This window comes from Paraburkholderia sp. JPY419 (assembly GCF_050435705.1).
Lineage (GTDB): Bacteria > Pseudomonadota > Gammaproteobacteria > Burkholderiales > Burkholderiaceae > Paraburkholderia > Paraburkholderia youngii.
Window position 1 is genome coordinate 1,437,916 of sequence record NZ_JBNDKV010000002.1, and the last position, 18,782, is coordinate 1,456,697.

Annotated in this window: 18 protein-coding genes; 11 read left to right on the plus strand and 7 right to left on the minus strand. The window is 65.3% G+C overall.

Going from position 1 to position 18,782, the window contains the following annotated elements; translation table 11 throughout:
- Positions 1-167: 167 nt before the first annotated feature.
- From yajC to QFZ91_RS12735, 4 genes are all read left to right on the plus strand, one after another.
- A complete protein-coding gene (gene yajC, locus QFZ91_RS12720; protein ID WP_176109522.1) occupies positions 168-497 on the plus strand; it encodes a preprotein translocase subunit YajC in 330 nt (109 codons plus the stop codon).
- Between the two features lie 116 nt (positions 498-613).
- Positions 614-2,704: a protein translocase subunit SecD gene (gene secD / locus QFZ91_RS12725; RefSeq protein ID WP_429567442.1), complete on the plus strand. Its 2,091-nt coding sequence runs from the start codon at positions 614-616 to the stop codon at positions 2,702-2,704.
- Between the two features lie 18 nt (positions 2,705-2,722).
- Positions 2,723-3,673, plus strand: a complete 951-nt coding sequence (gene secF, locus QFZ91_RS12730) for a protein translocase subunit SecF (protein ID WP_429567443.1) — start codon at positions 2,723-2,725, stop codon at positions 3,671-3,673.
- Between the two features lie 138 nt (positions 3,674-3,811).
- Positions 3,812-4,837, plus strand: a complete 1,026-nt coding sequence (locus tag QFZ91_RS12735; RefSeq protein ID WP_429567444.1) for an IS110 family transposase — start codon at positions 3,812-3,814, stop codon at positions 4,835-4,837.
- Positions 4,838-5,134: 297 nt separating this feature from the next.
- On the opposite strand, the gene QFZ91_RS12740 is transcribed toward QFZ91_RS12735, so the two are convergent.
- The 4 genes from QFZ91_RS12740 to QFZ91_RS12755 all read right to left on the minus strand — a co-directional run bounded on the left by QFZ91_RS12740 (position 5,135) and on the right by QFZ91_RS12755 (position 8,504).
- Positions 5,135-6,412 carry an MFS transporter gene (locus tag QFZ91_RS12740; protein ID WP_429567445.1) on the minus strand — a complete coding sequence of 426 codons (1,278 nt, stop codon included), beginning with the start codon at positions 6,410-6,412 and terminating at the stop codon, positions 5,135-5,137.
- 278 nt (positions 6,413-6,690) lie between these two features.
- Complete coding sequence (locus tag QFZ91_RS12745) at positions 6,691-7,260, minus strand: YceI family protein (RefSeq protein ID WP_176122469.1); 570 nt, start codon at positions 7,258-7,260, stop codon at positions 6,691-6,693.
- A 111-nt stretch (positions 7,261-7,371) separates the two neighbouring features.
- Positions 7,372-7,935 (minus strand): YceI family protein, encoded by a 564-nt coding sequence (locus tag QFZ91_RS12750; protein WP_176379013.1) that lies wholly within the window; start codon positions 7,933-7,935, stop codon positions 7,372-7,374.
- Positions 7,936-7,943: 8 nt separating this feature from the next.
- Positions 7,944-8,504, minus strand: coding sequence for a cytochrome b (locus QFZ91_RS12755; RefSeq protein WP_429567446.1), 561 nt, complete (start codon positions 8,502-8,504; stop codon positions 7,944-7,946).
- A 343-nt stretch (positions 8,505-8,847) separates the two neighbouring features.
- On the opposite strand from QFZ91_RS12755, the gene QFZ91_RS12760 reads away from it, so the two are divergent.
- The 7 genes from QFZ91_RS12760 to QFZ91_RS12790 all read left to right on the plus strand — a co-directional run bounded on the left by QFZ91_RS12760 (position 8,848) and on the right by QFZ91_RS12790 (position 15,554).
- Complete coding sequence (locus tag QFZ91_RS12760) at positions 8,848-9,630, plus strand: paraquat-inducible protein A (protein WP_429567447.1); 783 nt, start codon at positions 8,848-8,850, stop codon at positions 9,628-9,630.
- A gap of 7 nt (positions 9,631-9,637) precedes the next feature.
- The gene (locus QFZ91_RS12765; RefSeq protein WP_176379010.1) at positions 9,638-10,288 is read left to right on the plus strand and encodes a paraquat-inducible protein A; all 651 of its coding nucleotides are present in this window, start codon (positions 9,638-9,640) and stop codon (positions 10,286-10,288) included.
- Positions 10,281-11,942, plus strand: a complete 1,662-nt coding sequence (locus QFZ91_RS12770; RefSeq protein WP_429567448.1) for an intermembrane transport protein PqiB — start codon at positions 10,281-10,283, stop codon at positions 11,940-11,942. Before QFZ91_RS12765 ends, QFZ91_RS12770 begins: the two co-directional genes overlap by 8 nt.
- Positions 11,939-12,691 (plus strand): PqiC family protein, encoded by a 753-nt coding sequence (locus QFZ91_RS12775; protein ID WP_176379008.1) that lies wholly within the window; start codon positions 11,939-11,941, stop codon positions 12,689-12,691. Before QFZ91_RS12770 ends, QFZ91_RS12775 begins: the two co-directional genes overlap by 4 nt.
- Before the next feature lie 188 nt (positions 12,692-12,879).
- On the plus strand, positions 12,880-14,166 hold the full coding sequence (locus tag QFZ91_RS12780) for a THUMP domain-containing class I SAM-dependent RNA methyltransferase (protein WP_429567449.1): 1,287 nt from the start codon (positions 12,880-12,882) through the stop codon (positions 14,164-14,166).
- 222 nt (positions 14,167-14,388) lie between these two features.
- Entirely contained in the window at positions 14,389-14,772 is a 384-nt protein-coding gene (locus QFZ91_RS12785) for a VOC family protein (RefSeq protein ID WP_018431914.1), read from the plus strand.
- A gap of 38 nt (positions 14,773-14,810) precedes the next feature.
- Positions 14,811-15,554 carry a helix-turn-helix transcriptional regulator gene (locus QFZ91_RS12790; protein ID WP_368715305.1) on the plus strand — a complete coding sequence of 248 codons (744 nt, stop codon included), beginning with the start codon at positions 14,811-14,813 and terminating at the stop codon, positions 15,552-15,554.
- A gap of 52 nt (positions 15,555-15,606) precedes the next feature.
- Here the strand turns inward: QFZ91_RS12790 and QFZ91_RS12795 are convergent, their stop codons facing one another.
- From QFZ91_RS12795 to QFZ91_RS12805, 3 genes are read right to left on the minus strand one after another with little or no spacing between them, the layout of a single operon-like run.
- Complete coding sequence (locus QFZ91_RS12795; protein WP_176122459.1) at positions 15,607-17,058, minus strand: NAD(P)(+) transhydrogenase (Re/Si-specific) subunit beta; 1,452 nt, start codon at positions 17,056-17,058, stop codon at positions 15,607-15,609.
- Positions 17,059-17,385: an NAD(P) transhydrogenase subunit alpha gene (locus QFZ91_RS12800; protein ID WP_176379007.1), complete on the minus strand. Its 327-nt coding sequence runs from the start codon at positions 17,383-17,385 to the stop codon at positions 17,059-17,061.
- An 11-nt stretch (positions 17,386-17,396) separates the two neighbouring features.
- Positions 17,397-18,539 carry a Re/Si-specific NAD(P)(+) transhydrogenase subunit alpha gene (locus tag QFZ91_RS12805; protein ID WP_176109537.1) on the minus strand — a complete coding sequence of 381 codons (1,143 nt, stop codon included), beginning with the start codon at positions 18,537-18,539 and terminating at the stop codon, positions 17,397-17,399.
- Positions 18,540-18,782 lie beyond the last annotated feature (243 nt).

Here is an 18,782-nt window from a genome sequence, read left to right on the forward strand (position 1 = left end):
GCGGACAACTTACAATTTTCTTTCGCCGACCGCTGAATTTGCCCCGCATCGGACCTTTAAACGGTTGATCGCAAAGCCGATTCGCCGTGCCGGCGTGCGTGTGGCCGGTGGTAGAATAATCGGCTGATTTTTTGTTCGTTTGTTTGACCAATAACGGAGAGACCAACGTGTCGTTCATTTCCAATGCCTTCGCCCAAGGCGCTGCAGCAGGTGGTGTCGAATCGAACCTGATGAGCTTCCTGCCGCTGATCCTGATGTTCGGCGTGCTGTACTTCATCATGATTCGCCCGCAAATGAAGCGTCAGAAGGAACATCGCAACATGCTCGCAGCGATGGCCAAGGGCGATGAAGTCGTGACGAACGGCGGTATCGTCGGCAAGGTGACGAAGGTGGGCGAAGCCTACGTCGGCATCGAAATCTCGGAAGGCACGGAAATCACCGTGCAGAAGGCGTCGGTCACGACAATTCTCCCGAAGGGCACGATCAAGTCGCTGTAAGGCCTGCACTCCTCGCGTCCGGCGCGGCCTCGCCGGCGGTTCAGGCACTTCGCTGAACGGCCCGCGCTCATCGCCGGACGCATCGCATCCAAGCCAACCTTCCCGTTGGACCACTCATGAATCGCTACCCCCTCTGGAAATACGCCGTGATGCTGGTGGCTCTGGTCATCGGCCTCGTGTACACGCTGCCCAATCTGTACGGCGAAGCGCCGGCGGTGCAGGTGTCGAGCGGCAAGGCCACGGTCAGGCTCGACGCCACCACGCTGGCGTCGGTCGAAGCCGCGCTCGCGGGCAATCAGATCAAGCCGACCGCGGTCACGTTCGACAACTCGCAGACCAACGCCAACATCCGCGTGCGCCTGACGGACACGGACACGCAGCTGCGCGTGAAAGACCTGCTGCAGAAGTCGCTCAATAGCGATCCGAACGATCCGCAATACATCGTCGCACTGAACCTGCAAAGCGCATCGCCGACCTGGATGACCGCGCTGCGCGCACTGCCGATGTATCTCGGTCTGGACCTGCGCGGCGGCGTGCACTTCCTGCTGCAGGTCGACATGGCCGGCGCACTGAACAAGAAGCTCGATTCTGACGCCTCGGACGTGCGCACGCTGCTGCGCGACAACAACGTCCGCGACGGGGGCGTGAATCGCGTGAACCAGTCGGTGGTGGTGAATCTGGCCGATCAGGCCACGGCGGACGCGGCACTCAAGCTGCTCGGCCGCGGCGTCAGCGAACTCCAGTGGACCTCGCAGCCGAACGCCGGCGCGGACGGCGGCGTGCAGCTGGTCGGTACCTTCACGCCGGCCGTGCAGCGCGCGGTGCAGGACGCTGCGCTCAAGCAGAACATCACGACGCTGCATAACCGCGTGAACGAACTCGGCGTGGCCGAGCCGGTGATCCAGCAGCAGGGCGCGGACCGCATCGTGGTCGAGCTGCCGGGCGTGCAGGACACCGCGAAGGCGAAGGACATCATCGGCCGCACGGCGACGCTCGAAGCGCGCCTCGCCGACCCGGTCAACACGCATCCGAACCCGAACGACCCGGTGCCGCCGGGCGACGAACTCTTCACGCAAGGCAACCAGGCACCGGTGCTGCTGCGCAAGCAGGTGATCTTCACCGGCGACCGCATCATCGACGCATCGGCGGGCTTCGACGAGCATCAGCGCCCGTCGGTCAACATCCGTCTCGACTCGGCCGGCGGCCGCGCGGTGCGCGCGGTGTCGCGCGACAACATCGGCAAGCCGATGGCGATGGTGCTGTTCGAGCGCGGCAAGGGCGAAGTGCTGACGGTCGCGACCATCCAGTCGGAACTGGGCGACCGCTTCCAGATCACCGGCCAGCCGACCCCGCAAGCGGCCGCCGACCTCGCGCTGCTGCTGCGCGCCGGTTCGCTCGCCGCGCCGATGGAAATCATCGAGGAACGCACGATCGGCCCGAGCCTCGGCGCCGACAACATCAAGAAGGGCTTCCACTCGGTCGTGTGGGGCTTCGCGGCGATCGCCGTGTTCATGATCGCGTACTACATGCTGTTCGGCGTGATCTCGATGATCGGCCTGTCCGTGAACCTGCTGTTGCTGGTGGCGGTGCTGTCGATGCTGCAGGCCACGCTCACGCTGCCGGGTATCGCCGCTATCGCGCTCGCGCTCGGTATGGCGATCGACGCGAACGTGCTGATCAACGAGCGCGTGCGTGAAGAACTGCGCCACGGCGCGCCGCCGCAACTGGCCATCCAGAACGGCTACGCGCACGCATGGGCGACGATTCTCGACTCGAACGTGACCACGCTGATCGCCGGCCTCGCGCTGCTCGCGTTCGGCTCGGGTCCGGTGCGCGGTTTCGCGATCGTCCACTGTATCGGCATTCTGACGTCGATGTTCTCGGCGGTGTTCTTCTCGCGCGGCCTCGTCAACTTCTGGTACGGCGGCAAGAAGAAGCTGAAGTCGCTGTCGATCGGCCAGGTGTGGCGTCCGCAAGCGGCAGCCGCCGGCTCGGCTGCTTACGCCGGCGGCCTCGGCAGCAGCGACGCCGCGACCGACACCGCGCAGGCCATCGCCACGGCGAAGGCGAGCGCGAAGGCAAGCTCGAAGGCACCGGCCGCAGCCGGCGCGCAGGGTCGCACGAAGCCGACCGTTCGCCGCCGCAATGCGCCGGGCACGCCGACGTCGAATGGCTCGACGCCGCAGAAACCGGGTTCATCCCGCTGAGTCCCGGAGAACAAGACCATGGAATTTTTCCGTTTCCGCAAAGACATCCCGTTCATGCAGCGCGCGTTGATCTTCAACGCGATCTCGCTGATCACTTTTCTCGCCGCCGTGTTCTTCCTCGCGCATCGCGGGCTGCATCTGTCGGTGGAATTCACCGGCGGTACGGTGATCGAGGTTCAGTATCCGGGCGCGGTGCCGCTCGACCCGGTGCGTGCCACACTCGGCAAGCTGGGCTATGCCGACGCGCAGGTGCAGAACTTCGGCACCGCGCGCGACGTGCTGATCCGTCTGCCGCTGAAGCCGGGCCTCACGTCCGCGCAGCAGAGCGAGCAGGTGATGAGCGCGCTGAAGGCCGATACGCCCGAGGTGCAGTTGCAGCGCGTCGAATTCGTCGGTCCGCAGGTCGGCAAAGAACTCGCTACCGACGGTCTGCTCGCGCTCGCGTGCGTGGTGGTCGGTATCGTCATCTATCTATCGTTCCGCTTCGAATGGAAGTACGCGGTCGCCGGCGTGATCGCGAACTTGCACGACGTCGTGATCATTCTCGGCTTCTTCGCGTTCTTCCAGTGGGAGTTCTCGCTGTCGGTGCTGGCCGCGGTGCTCGCGGTGCTCGGCTATTCGGTCAACGAGTCGGTGGTTATCTTCGACCGGATTCGCGAAACCTTCCGCCGCGAACGCAAGATGAGCGTGATCGAAGTGATCAACCACGCAATCACCAGCACGATGTCGCGTACCATCATCACGCACGGCTGCACGCAGATGATGGTGCTGTCGATGTTCCTGTTCGGCGGCCCGACGCTGCACTACTTCGCGCTCGCGCTGACGGTCGGTATTCTGTTCGGTATCTACTCGTCGGTATTCGTCGCCGCGGCGCTCGCGATGTGGCTCGGCGTCAAGCGCGAAGACCTGATCAAGGAAAAGAAAGAAAGCCACAATCCGGACGATCCGAACGCTGGCGCGCAGGTTTGATGCACACGTAGTCGCTGAGGATTGCGCGAATAAAAAAGGCCGGTTCTGTCGAATCGGCCTTAATGAGATGGTCAGCCTGACCCGAAACAGCCCGATCGACTTACGCTGATCGGGCTGTTTCCTTTTTGGGAGATCGTCATGGACACCATCTCGTTGATCGGAATCGATCTGGGTAAGCATTGCTTCCACCTGCACGCACAGTCCGCATCGGGCCGTATGGTGTTCCGCAAGAAGCTCACGCGCAGCCAGATGCTGACGCTGCTGGGCAATCTTCCGCGCTGTACGGTAGTCATGGAAGCGTGCGCCGGCGCGCACTGGGTTGCAAGACGTGTGGAGGTACTGGGGCACCAGGCCAAACTGATTTCCCCGCAGTTCGTCAAACCGTTCCTGCTAGGCAACAAGAACGATTTCGCCGATGCGCAGGCGATCTGCGAGGCGGCGTCGCGTCCCGGCATGCGGTTCGTCAGTCCGCGCAACGAGACTCAACAGACCCTCTCGGCAATGCACCGTGTGCGCGAGAGCCTGATACGCGATCGCACCGGCACGATCAACCAGATCCACGCTTTCCTACTGGAATTTGGCATAAGCCTGCCCAAGGGGAGCGCGGTCATCCGGCGGTTGCCCGCCATCCTGGCCGCGCATGATTTACCGCCGCGGTTGATCGCCTTGCTCGAACGCCTGCAGGCGCACTTCAAGTATCTGGATGAGCAGGTCAGCGCGGTCGAGCGCGAATTGATGCAGCAACTTCGCGAGGACGAACGTAGTCAGCGTCTGCTGGAGATTCCGGGCATCGGCCCCGTGACGGCCAGCGTGCTGGCGACCGAACTGGGTGATGCCGGGCAGTTCGCTTCGGCGCGCCAGTTCGCGGCGTCGATCGGACTGGTCCCCCGCCAATACAGCACCGGCGGCAAGCCGACACTGCTGGGGATCAGCAAGCGTGGCGACAAGAATCTGAGGCGGCTTCTGGTGCAAGGCGCGCGCGCCGTCATGCAGCAGATCGAGCAACGCCCCGACCGGCTCGGCTGCTGGGTTCGCAGCCTGCTGACCCGACGGCATTCCAACGTGGTGGCCTGTGCATTGGCCAATAAATTGGCGAGGATCGCCTGGGCTGTCCTCGCCAGAGGCACGCACTACCAGGGCGAACAGGCTGTGACAGCAGCCTGACGCGGCGTCGCTTATCACGTTGTACTCAACCCCTTCCTGGTTTTGCGACGCGAGATACGTGAAGGCACAAACGACTCAACGGCCGGGCAAGCAACCTGGTAAAAACAACAGCGCCAGACGCTGAGGCCTTTTGTAGGTTTGCCCGGCGCGGCTCTCATCATGGGGCGGGAACCTGTTCCCATCATGACCCCGGATAGATTTGCGCACGTCCAATTTATGCCAACACCGCCTCGCTTGCAAAAATCAGGCTGACCATAGATTGCGTTTACGCCGTGCGCGGTCGCTACCGCCTCGAACTTAGCGAAACCCCAGCTTGCGCCGCGCGCCAATCAGCGCCGCGATGCTCAGCAGCGCGGCAAACATCATGTAGTAGCTCGGCGCCGCCTTCGATCCGGTCACGCTGATCAGCCACGCGATGATGAACGGCCCGAAGCCGCCGAAAATCGTCACCGCGATGTTATACGCGAGCGACATGCCGGTCGTGCGCGTCTGCACCGGGAAGATCTCCGACAATAGGCCCGGCGTCGCACCGAAGTAGCCGCTGACGAGAAAGCCGAACACGATCTGCCACACGATCAGCGTGCCGAAACTCGGATGCGCGATCAGGAACGCGAACGCCGGATAGACGAGCACGAACAGCAGCACGGCCGCGCCGAGCATGATGCGCGTGCGTCCGTGCAGATCCGACCAATGCCCGGCCACCGGCGAGAACACCATCTGGATCAGACCCGTCACCGCGATCGCCGCGAACGCGACCGACGGCGCGAGCCCCAGTTGCCGCACGCCATAAGTCGGCATGAACAGCATCAGATAGGAGGACACCGTCCCGAGGATCACCACGCCCATCGCGATCACGAGCCGCAGCTTCTGCGTCGCGAACGTGTCGCGCAGCGGCGTCCGTGTCGTTTCGGCGGCGAGGAATTCGGGCGTCTCGTCGAGCCTCGCGCGGATGTAGAACGCGACCGGCCCGATCAGCAGACCGAAGAAGAACGGCACGCGCCAGCCCCACGACGTCAACTGCTCCGGCGACAACCCGCCCGTCAGCAACGCGCCGAAGCCGGCCGCAAGCAGCGTCGTCAGGCCCTGGCTCGCCATCTGCCAGCTCGCGTAGAAGCCGCGCCGCCCCGGCACGTGCTCGGCGAGAAACGCGGTTGCGCTGCCGAACTCGCCGCCGGCCGAGAAACCTTGCATCAGCCGCGCGAGCACTAGGATCAGCGGCGCGGCGAGACCGATGCTCTGATAGGTCGGCAAAATCGCGATGATCAGCGTGCCGCTCATCATCAGCAGGATGGAAACCGTGAGCGCGGCCTTGCGCCCGGCGCGGTCCGAGTACGCGCCGATCACGATCGCGCCGAGCGGCCGCATGAAAAACGACACGCCGAACGTGCCGAGCGTCAGCAGCAGCGACACGGTGTCGTTGCCGGCTGGAAAAAACAGTTTGGAGATGGTCACGGCGAAAAAGCCGTAGACCACGAGGTCGAACCATTCGAGCGCGTTGCCGACCGAGGCGGCCGCCACCGCGCGCCACGAATTCTGCCGGCTTCCCGCGACGCTTGCTGCTGTCGTTGCATTCATCCAGATCTCCTGTGCTGCGCGAAATATTTATTCGAAGCAACGCGTGACGTCCGCGCTGGCCATCCCGGCAACGCGCACCACCGGCATGACTGCGTGCGCTCTATTTAACTGAAAAAATAAAGGTGAAGCGAGCGACAAATGCCCGATGCGGGTGGATGCGGGCCGATACGCGCCACGCAGGGCCGCGTCGTTCGGCTGCGGGCGATAAAAAACCGCTTCGTCGGAGAACGACCGAAGCGGTTTTCGTGTTGCGGTGCAGCGCGAAGATGCCGTCGCGCTTACTGCTGCTTGATGCCTTCCGACTGGATATGCAGGCGCGTCTGCATGCTGAAGCCGTACTTCGCGCCGAAATCCATGCCGTAATCGGCGCGATTGAATTCGGTGCTCGCCTCGACGCCGCACACTTCGCGCTTGAGCACCGGATGCTGCATGCACTTGAATGAATCGACCTTCAGATTCACCGGCTTCGTAATGCCGCGAATCGTCAGATTGCCGATCACCTCGACCGGCTTATCGCCGTCGAACTTGATCTCGGTGCCCTTGTAGGTCACGGTCGGATACTTCGCGACGTCGAAGAACTCGTCGGATTTCAGGTGATCGTCGAGTTTCGGGTTGCCGGTCTGCACCGAAGCGGGATCGACGCTCACGTCGAGAGTGCCGGTCTTCGCCGCGCGATCGAGCGTGACCGTGCCCGTGGTCTTCGTGAATTTGCCGCGCCAGATCGACAGACCGCCGAAGTGGTCGGCCTCGAAGCTCGGAAACGTATGCATCGGATCAAGCATATAGGTATCGGCGGCGAAGGCGCCGAGCGACAGCGACGAAGCCAGCGCGCCAACAGCGATCAACATGGACGTTTTCAATTCGTGCTCCTGTTTTGCGTTGAAAATCGCGGTGCAACCTGCGGTGGGAAAAGGGCCGCGCCCCACGTGGCGCGGCGCACATCGCGAACGCCGCGCGCATTACTTGTGCGCGGCGACGATATGAAACTTGATCACGACCTCGTCGGCGACGACCGACGTATCCTTCCATTCGCCGGTGCCGACGTCGAACTGCGAGCGCTTGATCGGCAGCGCGCCGTCGAAGGTCTGCGTCGCGCCCTGCTGGCTCACCGTGGCCGGCACTACGACCGTCTGCGACTTGCCCTTGATGGTCAGCTTGCCGGTCACCTTGAACTGATTGCCGCCGGCCGGCGCGATCTCGCTCGACACGAACGTCGCGCGCGGAAAAGTCTTCGCATCGAACCATTCCTTGCCCCGCACCTGCTCGTTGTAGCTCTCGTCGCCGAGATCGAAGCTGGCGACGTCGATGTCGATCTGCGCGCTGCCGGCCGTCGGCTTCGCCGGATCGAAGCTGACCTGCGCGGTGAACTTGTTGAACTTGCCTTCGACCGGCACGTTCATCTGCTTCGAGGTGGCCGTCACCGAGCTCTTCGCGACGTCGACCTGCGCGAGCGCCGCGCCCGCGGCGCTCAGCGACGCCGCCGCGAATGCGGCCAGCATGTAGCGATAAAACGAAACCTTCATGGTTATCCTTATTTGAGGAAGGGGATCATGCGCGACAGCAGGCCGTCGCGATCGAGCCATTGATGCTTGAGCGCCGCCGCGACGTGCAGCGCGACCAGCACGAGCAACGTGTAATTCAATGCGATATGCAGGTTCTTCAGCAGTTCTTTCAGGTGCGGGTCGGGCGCGATGATTCGCGGCAGCGGAATCAGCCCGAGGTAGACGACCGGCACGTTCGCCGCCGAGCTATACAGATAGCCGGACAGCGGGATCACGATCATCAGCGCGTACAGCAGCAGATGCGTCAGATGCGCGGCGGCGCGCTGCCAGGTCGGCATGCGGCGCGGCATCGGCGGTCCGGCATGGGTCGCGCGCCACAGGATGCGCACGATCGCGAGCGCGAACACGGTCACGCCGATCCATTTGTGCCACGAGAAATAGCGCAGCTTGGTGGGCGTGAAGCCCGGGATGTCGGTCATCACCCAGCCGAGCGCAAAGCCGCAGACGATCAGCAATGCGATCAGCCAGTGAAACGCGATGGCGGTCCGCGTGTACGACTCCCGGTTACCGAACGATGGATTGAGTGTCATGACAGATCAACGCAGGCTGTTAGAAGTTAACGGCGCGCCGCGGCCGGCTATTCCGCGATCCCTGCCGCGCACCGGCACGGCGCGCGCCGCCGATGCGGCCGGCATCATCGCGGAGAAGGCCGCTGGGGATGCCACGGGCGCCATGCTACCCCAAGCGCGCAAAGCTGGCTGCAACCGTCGGCTGAACGGGCCCGAATTTTGCAATGCAGCACGCCGGAGCCGCCGCGCGCGCTTCGCGTCGGTCGCAAGGCCGCGTTTGGTACTATTGCTGCTCACTGCCGCCCCTTCCCTCGTAAAGAGCAGGCCTTGCACGCCGCCACTACGTCGTTAGCCCATCTACCGCATGGAACATGACAATCTGATCGCGTGCCACGAATGCGATACGCTGTTCCGCAAGCCACTGCTTGTCGGGCGCGTGGCCGCGCGTTGTCCGCGCTGCCGCGCGACGCTTTTTCGCGGCGTATCGCGCAAGCTCGACGCGATCTGCGCACTGACGCTCGCCGCGCTGATCACGTTCGTGATCGCGCAGGGCTTTCCGATCGTCGAACTCGAAACCAACGGCATCACCTCTCAGACTACGCTGTTCGGCGCGCTCGTCGCGCTGTGGGGCGAGGACATGGAGATCGTCGCCGTGATGGTGTTCTGCTCGACGATCCTCTTTCCGCTCACCGAACTCGTCGCGCTGCTGTACGTGCTGGTGCCGCTGCGCTCCGGCTACGTGCCCCCGCATTTCAATCGCGTGCTGCGCGCGATCCAGTTCGTGCGGCCGTGGGGCATGATCGAAGTTTTCATGCTCGGCGTGCTGATCACGATCGTGAAGATGGTCAGTCTCGCGCGCGTGATCCCCGAGGCGGCGCTGTTCGCGTTCGGCGCGCTGACGCTGATGTTCGCGGTCGTCGTCACGTTCGATCCGCGGGTGCTGTGGGATGTCGCCGACGAGATCGATGCGAGCGGCGATCGGCCGTTGCCGCGCACGTCGGCCGACAGCGCGGCGCTCGCGCTCGGCTCGCTCGCCGGTCCCCCGGCGCCGTCCGCGCACGTCGCGGGCTCGACCCGTGGCAGCGCTGACGGTGCCGCCGGCAGCGCCCCTCCGCCCGGCTTGCCGCCGGCGCCGCGCGAAGGATAAGCCCGCGATGAAATACGTCACCGCGAAACGCGCGGGCCTCGTGTCCTGTCACGCGTGCGGGCGCGTCGAACCGCGCATCCGTTCGATCACGCCGCAGCACTGCAGCCGCTGCGGCGCGCATCTGCATTCGCGCAACCCCGACAGCCTGATGCGCACGTGGGCGCTGCTGATCGCCGCGGCGCTGCTGTATATTCCGGCGAATCTGCTGCCGGTGATGCACACGTCATCGCTGCTCGGCTCCGAGGACGACACCATCATGAGCGGCGTCGTCTATTTCTGGACTTCGGGCGACTGGCCGCTCGCGGTGATCGTGTTCATCGCCAGCATCATGGTGCCGATGCTGAAGCTCTCGGTGCTCGTGCTGCTGACCATCACCGCGCAGCGCCGCTCGCGCTGGCGTCCGCAACAACGCGCGACGCTGTACCGGATGGTCGAGCGCATCGGCCGCTGGTCGATGCTCGACGTGTTCGTCGTCACGCTGACCGTGGCGCTCGTGCGTTTCAAATCGCTGGCCGTGATCACGGCCGGGCCTGGCGCGATTGCGTTCGGCTCGGTCGTGATCCTGACGATGCTGGCCTCCATGCAATTCGATCCACGCCTCATCTGGGACCCCGTGGAAAGCAGTACCCCAACACCTCAGGATCTCGACCATGACTAGCCCGCAAGAACCGACGCCCGCTTCAGGTGACGCGCCGCGCAACGATTCGAACGGACCAGGACTGCCACCCCAACTGCCCGACCCCGACATCGAACCACGCAGCCGCTGGCTGCCATCGCTCGTCTGGGTGATTCCGCTGATCGCCGCGCTGATCGGCATCGCGCTCGTGGTCAGGTCGGTGACCGAGCGCGGGCCCGTGATCACGATCAGCTTCATCAGCGCGGAAGGGCTCGAGCCGGGCAAGACCCAGGTCAAGTACAAGGACGTCGCCATCGGTTCAGTGAAGACCATCACGCTGGCGCCCGATCTGTCGCACGTGCTCGTGCAGGTGCAGCTCACTAAGGAAGGCGGCAAGTTCGCGGTCAAGGACTCGCGTTTCTGGGTGGTGCGTCCGCGCGTCGGCGCGAGCGGCGTGTCGGGTCTGACCACGCTGCTGTCGGGCGCGTATATCGGCGCCGACGCGGGCCGCTCGAGCGACAGCGAGAGCGACTTCGTCGGCCTCGAAACGCCGCCGCCCATCACCGGCGACCAGAAAGGCCATCAGTACACGCTGCACGGGGAGTCGCTCGGCTCGATCGACATCGGCTCGCCGATCTTCTACCGGCGCGTGCAGGTCGGCCAGGTGGTGGGCTTCTCGCTCGACAAGAGCGGCACCGGCGTGACGATGCAGGTATTCGTGTCGGCGCCGTTCGACCAGTACGTTGGCACCAACACCCGCTGGTGGCATGCGAGCGGCGTCGATCTGCGGCTCGATTCGAGCGGTTTCAAGCTGAACACGCAGTCGCTCGCGACGGTGATCGTCGGCGGTCTGTCGTTCCAGTCGCCGCCCGGCCAGAACATGGGCCCGCAGGCGCCGAACAACCAGACGTTCCGCCTCGCTTCGGACGAAGCGGACGCGATGCGGGAACCGGACGGCGTCCCGCTGCGCGTCGTGATGAACTTCAACCAGTCGCTGCGCGGGCTGTCGATCGGCGCGCCGGTCGACTTCCGCGGCATCGTGCTCGGCCAGGTGACCAATATCGGCATCGACTACGATCCGAAAACGCAGAGCTTCACGATGCCGGTCACGATGAACCTGTACCCGGACCGACTCGGCAAGCGCTTCCGCGAGAGCGCGCCGCAGCCGGGCACGCTCGCTGGCGAGAACATGCTGCAGGAGCTCGTCGGGCACGGCCTGCGCGGCCAGCTGCGCACCGGCAACCTGATCACGAGCCAGCTATATGTGGCGCTCGATATCTTCCCGAAAGCGGCGCCGGCCAAGGTCGACGTGACGAAGGATCCGCTCGAGCTGCCGACCATTCCGAACACGCTCGACGAATTGCAGCTGCAGGTCGCCGACATCGCGAAGAAGCTCGACAAGGTGCCGTTCGACCAGATCGGCGCGAACCTGAACACCGCGCTGAAGAACGCCGATCAGCTGTTCTCGCGTCTCGACAAGGAAGTCGTGCCGCAGGCGCGCGATACGCTGAGCGCCGCGAAGCAGACTTTCAATTCGGCCCAGGCAACCTTGCAGCAGGATTCGCCGATGCAGTCCGACGTTCATCAGGCGTTGCAGGAACTGACGCGCACGTTGCAGTCGCTGAATGCGCTGTCGGATTACCTCGAGCGTCATCCCGAATCGTTGTTGCGCGGTAAATCAGGAGATAAACCATGATGTTTGCCCGGCTCCCCCGTCCGCGGCGCGCGCTCGTGCGCGGTGCCGTACGCGGCGTCGTCGTGTATGGCGCCGCACTGGCCGCGGCGCTCGCGATCGCGGCGTGCTCGTCGCCGTCGAGCCGTTTCTATACGCTGGGCGGCGCGGATAGCGCGGGCGCCGCCGCGCGCACGGGCGCCGCGCCCGCGTGGCTGATCGAAGTCGCGCCGGTCAACGTGCCGCCGCAGGTGGCGAGAAACCAGCTGGTCGTGCAGACCGGGCCGACTCAGGTGCAGCTGCTCGAACAGGAACGCTGGGCCTCGCTGCCCGGCGATGAGATCCGCCGCGCGCTGTCGACGAATCTGACGCAGCAGCTCGGCACCATCGATACGTTCGGCACCGCGCACCCCGATGACGCGGCCGTCTACCGGATCGCGATGAACGTGCAGCGCTTCGAGTCGTGGCCCGGCTCGCATGCGTTGATCGATGCGGTGTGGAGCGTGCGGGCCGTGCGCAGCAATGCGGTGATGACGTGTCGCAGCGTGGTCAGCGAGACGGTCGGAGGCGGGTACGACGCGCTCGTCGACGGACATCGGCGCGCGCTCGCGCAAGTGTCGACGCAGATCGCGACGGGCGTGCGCGCGATGGCGGCAGCGGCCGCCACTACCACGAGCACGACGGGCCGGACTTCGTCTTCGTCCAGGGCGGCCGCGGCGCCGGTCGTGCCGCCCTGCCCTTCGGCGGGAACGGCCGCGGAAGCCGGCGCCTGACAGGCCCGGCGGCGCAACCAGCTCAACGGCGTCCGCATGCCTGTGGGCATCGCCGGGTCGGGCGGTCCGCGAGGCGAGATCACGCAACGACAAGCGACGCAAACGACGGCCCGGCGCGCCAATCGCGCCGGCCCGCCGAGCCCGACCGCGTACAATAGCGCCTTATCCAACGCCTTGCGGCAACCTCAATGTCCTTCGATTTCTTCCTTCCTTGCCCGCGCGGGCTCGAAGCTCCGCTCGCGGCCGAACTCGCCGAAATTGCCGCCAAACATCTGAACGGCGCCCCGTTCACGGCCGGCGCCCAGGTGCCGGGCGGCGTGCATTTTCGCGGCGGCTGGGCCGCCGGCATGGCTGCCAATCTGCACTCGCGTCTGGCGAGCCGCGTGCTGCTGAAAATCGCGCAGCGGCCCTATCGCAGCGAGCAGGATATCTACGCGCTCGCGCTCGAGCAGCGCTGGGAGCAGTGGTTCTCCGCGCACGAGACGCTGCGCGTCGACGTCACGGCGATCAAGTCGCCGCTGCGCAGTCTCGAGTTCACCACGCTGCGCGTGAAGGACGCGATCTGCGATCGTCTGCGCGAAAAAAGCGGCGCGCGACCGAGCATCGATACCGCGATGCCCGACGTGCGCGTGTTCGCATTCCTGACCGCGACCGACTGCACGCTGTACCTCGACACGTCCGGCGATCCGCTGTTCAAGCGCGGCTGGCGTCTCGACAAGGGCGCGGCGCCGCTGCGCGAGAACCTTGCGGCGGGCATTCTGCGTCTGACCGGCTGGCAGGCCGGCACGCCGCTCTACGATCCGATGTGCGGCAGCGGCACGTTCCTCGCGGAAGCGGCGCAGGTCGCGCTGGACATCGCGCCGGGCGTGCAGCGGCGCTTCGGCTTCGAAAAGCTCATCCAGTTCGATACGCGGACCTGGCAAACGCTGCGGGGCGCCGCGCTCGAAGCGAAGAACGCGGCGCGCGGCTCGCGCGGCGCGGATCTGCAGATCTTCGGCAGCGACATCTCCGGCGACATGCTCGAAAAAGCGCGCGCGAACTTCGAGCGCGCCGGCTTGCCGGCCATTGCGCTCAAGCAGCTCGACGCGCGCGACATGACGCCGCCTGCCTCGGCGCCGGGCATCCTCGTCGCGAATCCACCGTATGGCGAGCGGATCGAAGTGCGCGGCCGCAATGCGCGCGGCGAGCTTCGCGAAGGCCGCGGCAATCGCGACGACGACGGCTTCCGCCGCATTCAGGAAGAAGCGCCGGACAGCGAGTTTTTCCAGTTGCTCGGCAATGCGTTGAAGCAGCGCTTTGCCGGATGGCACGCGTTCATCCTGACGTCGGATCGCAAGCTGCCGGGGCAACTGCGGCTGCGCGAATCGACGAAGACGCCGCTCTTCAATGGCGCACTCGAATGCCGGCTGTTCCGCTTCGACCTGATCGCCGGCAGCGTGCGGCAGCGCCCGCAGGGCGATACGCAGGCGGGTTGAGACTGCGTCGGTCGGGCAAGTCGACATCGAAACCGCGGACCTCGTGCCGCGGTTTTTTTTGCGCCACGTCACGCTGCTTCCCTTCCTCCGCAAGCGCGCGCCCGAAGAGCAGGCTACCCGTTCCCCACCCTACTGCCACCACGCTGTCAGCAGCACCCCCGCACACTCCTTCTCACGCCATCCGGCGCTTGAACGGCCTACTGCCAATCGAAGGAGAGTGTCATGTCCGCATTGCCCAAAGTGGTTGCCTGGTTCGAAATCCCGTCCGTCGATTTCGATCGCGCGGTGCGCTTTTACGAAGCCGCGCTCGACGCCCCGCTGAACCGTCAGGAGATCGGCGGCCAGCCGATTGCCGTGTTCAGCTACGAGGAGCCCGCGACCGGCGGCGCGATCGTCCATAGTCCGTCGATGACGCCGGCCGCCGACGGCGTCACCGTCTACCTGAACGCGCAGCCCACCGTCGACGCCGCGCTCGAGCGCATCGAACGGGCGGGCGGCAAGACCGACGGCCCGGTAATCAAGTTGCCGCAGGACATCGGCTATATCGCGTTCTTCACCGATACCGAAGGCAACCGCCTCGGGCTGCATTCGCGCACCAACGGCTAAGCGCATCCGCAGCCACCGCGCCCCAACCGAAGGCCGCCATGCGGCGCTATCATCGCGGGACCGTCCCCTTCCTCCTCTACCCGACGCCCACGATGACGCGCCGCGCCGACCGCCTGTTCCAGATCGCCGAACTGCTGCGCGGCCGGCGCCTGACCACCGCGCAGCAACTGGCCGACTGGCTGAACATCTCGCTGCGCACCGTCTATCGCGACGTGCGCGATCTGCAATTGTCGGGGGTGCCGATCGAAGGCGAAGCAGGCATCGGTTATCGGCTGTCGCGCTCGGCGAGTCTGCCGCCGCTCACCTTCACCGCCGACGAACTCGCCGCGTTAGCCGCCGGCGCGCGCATGCTCGAATCGTGGGGCGGCGCGGGCTTCGCGAGCGGCGCGCGCGGCGCGCTAGCCAAGATCGCATCGGCGATGCCCGCCGACAAGCGCGCAGCGCTCGAACGGCTCGCGATCTTCGCGCCGTCGTTTCACATCAAGGGGGACTTTTCGACACAGCTCGACACGCTGCATCGCGCGATCGACACGCGCCAGGTGGTGCGCTTCGCGTACACCGACGCGAACGGCGCCGACACCGAGCGTCGCGTGTGGCCGCTCGCGCTCGCGTACTGGGGCGCGCGCTGGACGCTCGGCGCATGGTGCGAGCTGCGCAGCGATTTCCGCAACTTCGGGCTGGAGAAGATGCGCGATCTCACCGTGCTCGAGACGTATCCGGATCAGGAAGGCAGGCGGCTCGCGGATTTGCTGCGGCATGTGAACGCGAGGCCGAACAGATGAAAAGGATCGCGGCGATGCACCGCGATCCTGACGGCTGCTCACCACAGACGATCTAGTCGACCGCCTTCACCATATCCTCGATCACCTTCTTCGCGTCGCCGAACACCATCATCGTCTTGTCCATGTAGAACAGGTCGTTGTCGAGCCCGGCGTAGCCCGCCGCCATCGAGCGCTTGTTCACGATCACGGTGCGCGCCTTGTACGCCTCGATGATCGGCATGCCCGCGATCGGCGACTTCGGATCGTTCTTCGCGGCCGGATTCACCACGTCGTTCGCGCCGAGCACGAGCACCACGTCGACCTGGCCGAACTCGCCGTTGATATCGTCCATCTCGTAGACCATGTCGTACGGCACTTCAGCTTCGGCGAGCAGCACGTTCATGTGACCCGGCATGCGGCCGGCCACCGGGTGAATCGCATACTTCACCTCGATGCCCTTCTCGACCAGCTTGTCGGTCAGCTCCTTCAGCGCATGCTGTGCGCGCGCCACGGCGAGCCCGTAGCCCGGCACGATCACGACGGTCTCGGCATTGCCCATCATGAACGACGCGTCATCGGCCGAACCCGATTTCACCGGACGCTGCTCCGCCGCGCCGCCCGCGGCCGCGCCCGGCTCGTTGCCGAAGCCGCCGAGGATCACGTTGAAGAACGAGCGGTTCATCGCGCGGCACATGATGTACGACAGGATCGCACCCGACGAGCCGACCAGCGAGCCGGCGATGATCAGCATCGGATTGTTCAGCGAAAAGCCGATGCCCGCCGCCGCCCAGCCCGAGTACGAGTTCAGCATCGACACCACCACCGGCATGTCCGCGCCGCCGATCGGAATGATGATCAGCACGCCGAGCACGAACGCGATGATCGTCATGATGATGAACGGCAGCCACGACTGCGTGAGGAAGAACAGCACGCCGAAGCCGAGCATCGCGAGCGCGAGCATCAGGTTGATCAGATGCTGGCCGCCGTAGACGACCGGCGCACCCTGAAACAGCCGGAATTTGTACTTGCCCGACAGCTTGCCGAAGGCGATCACCGAGCCGCTAAACGTAATCGCGCCGACGAAGGTGCCGATGAACAGCTCGATGCGGTTGCCGTACGGCAGGAAGCCCTCGATCGGCACCTCGGGATCGACGAGCCCGAAAGCGGCCGGCTCCGACACGACCCCGTACGCGATGCACACGGCCGCGAGACCGATCAGCGAGTGCATCGCCGCGACCAGTTCGGGCATCTTGGTCATCTCGACGCGCGCGGCGACGAACGCGCCGATCGCGCCGCCGATCACGAGCCCGAACAGCAGCAGGCCGAGCCCGAGACCGAGATTGGAGCCGAGTACTTCGGCCTGCCGCGAGATCAGCGCGATGGTGGTCAGAATCGCGATCGCCATACCGACCATGCCGAAGGTATTGCCAGCGCGCGCGCTCTTCGGATTCGACAGCCCCTTGAGCGCCTGGATGAAGCAGACCGACGCGACCAGATACAGCAATGTGACGACGTTCAGGCTCATTTACGCACCCTCCTTGCCGCCAGCCGGAAGCTTCTTAGGCTCTTTTTTCTTGAACATCTCCAGCATTCGCCGCGTGACGAGAAAGCCGCCGAACACGTTGACGGCCGCGAGCGCCACCGCGATCGTGCCGAAGAACTTGCCCGCACTGCCCACCGTGAGACCCGCCGCGAGCATCGCGCCGACGATCACGATCGCCGAGATCGCGTTGGTCACCGCCATCAGAGGCGTATGCAGCGCGGGCGTGACGTTCCAGACCACGTGGTAGCCGACGTAGATCGCCAGCACGAAGATGATCAGGTTGATCACCGTGTGATTGAGGACTTCCATCTTCGGTCTCCCTATGCTTTGCGTGTGACCTGGCCATCGCGGGCCAGCAGCGTGGCCGCGACGATATCGTCCGCGAGATCGATGTTTAGCAGGCCTTCCTTCGTGACGATCAGCTTCAGGAAGTCGAGCAGGTTGCGCGCGTATAGCGACGATGCGTCGGCGGGCACCATCGCGGCGAGATTCGTATAGCCGACGATCTGCACGCCATAGCGCACCACCACCTGGTCCGTTTCGGTCAGCGGACAATTGCCGCCGCGCCGGCCGTCGATTTCGGGGCCGCGGCCGGCCGCGAGGTCGACGAGCACCGAGCCTGGTTTCATCGCCTGCACGGTTTCGACCGACAGCAGCGTCGGCGCGGGGCGGCCCGGAATCAGCGCGGTGGAGATCACCACGTCGGCCTGCTTCGCGCGCTCGTGGACCAAAGCCGACTGGCGCGCGAGCCACGACGGCGGCATCGGCCTCGCATAGCCGCCGACGCCTTGAGCGGCCTCGCGCTCCTCGTCGGTTTCGTAGGGCACGTCGAGAAATTTCGCGCCGAGCGATTCGATCTGCTCCTTGACGGCCGGGCGCACGTCGGAAGCTTCGATCACCGCGCCAAGGCGCTTCGCGGTCGCGATCGCCTGCAGGCCGGCCACGCCCGCGCCGAGAATCAGCACGCGCGCCGCCTTCACGGTGCCGGCCGCGGTCATCAGCATCGGCATGAAGCGCGGATACAGCGTCGCCGCGAGCAGTACCGCCTTGTAACCGGCGATATTCGCCTGCGACGACAGCACGTCGAGGCTCTGCGCGCGCGTGGTGCGCGGCGCGGCTTCGAGCGCGAACGCGGTGACGCCGGCCGCGGCGAGTTTGCCCGCGTTCTCGGCGTTGAACGGGTCGAGCATGCCGACGAGCGTCGCGCCGCGCTTGAGCAGCGGTAGTTCGGAATCGGTGGGGGATTGGACTTTGAGGACGAGATCAGCGCCGAACGCGGTGGCGGCATCGACGATTTCCGCGCCCACTGCCGTATAGGCGTCATCGGGAAAGCTCGCGCCGGCACCGGCGCCGCTTTGAAGCGTGACCCGGTGGCCTTGCGCCACGTATTTCTTGACCGTTTCGGGCGTCGCGGCAACGCGGGTTTCATGCGCGCGCGTTTCGGCTGGCACTCCGATGTGCATCGTTGTTCCTCCTCGACTTCCTGTTTGACGACAGATCTGCCGACGAGGCTCGCCGGCTTGCACATGCAACGGCTAACGCAGGCCCCACTTTAACCGAAACCGTCACGCCGCCAAAATCGGGGTCGATGCGAATGCGCGGCAGACCGCCAAACTGTTGCGAATCGGTCGCGAACGTGCTGCGAACCCGCCGCGAACCGGCCGTCAGCTTACGCCGGCCGTTGCCCGGCAGGGGTCGGTGCGGCG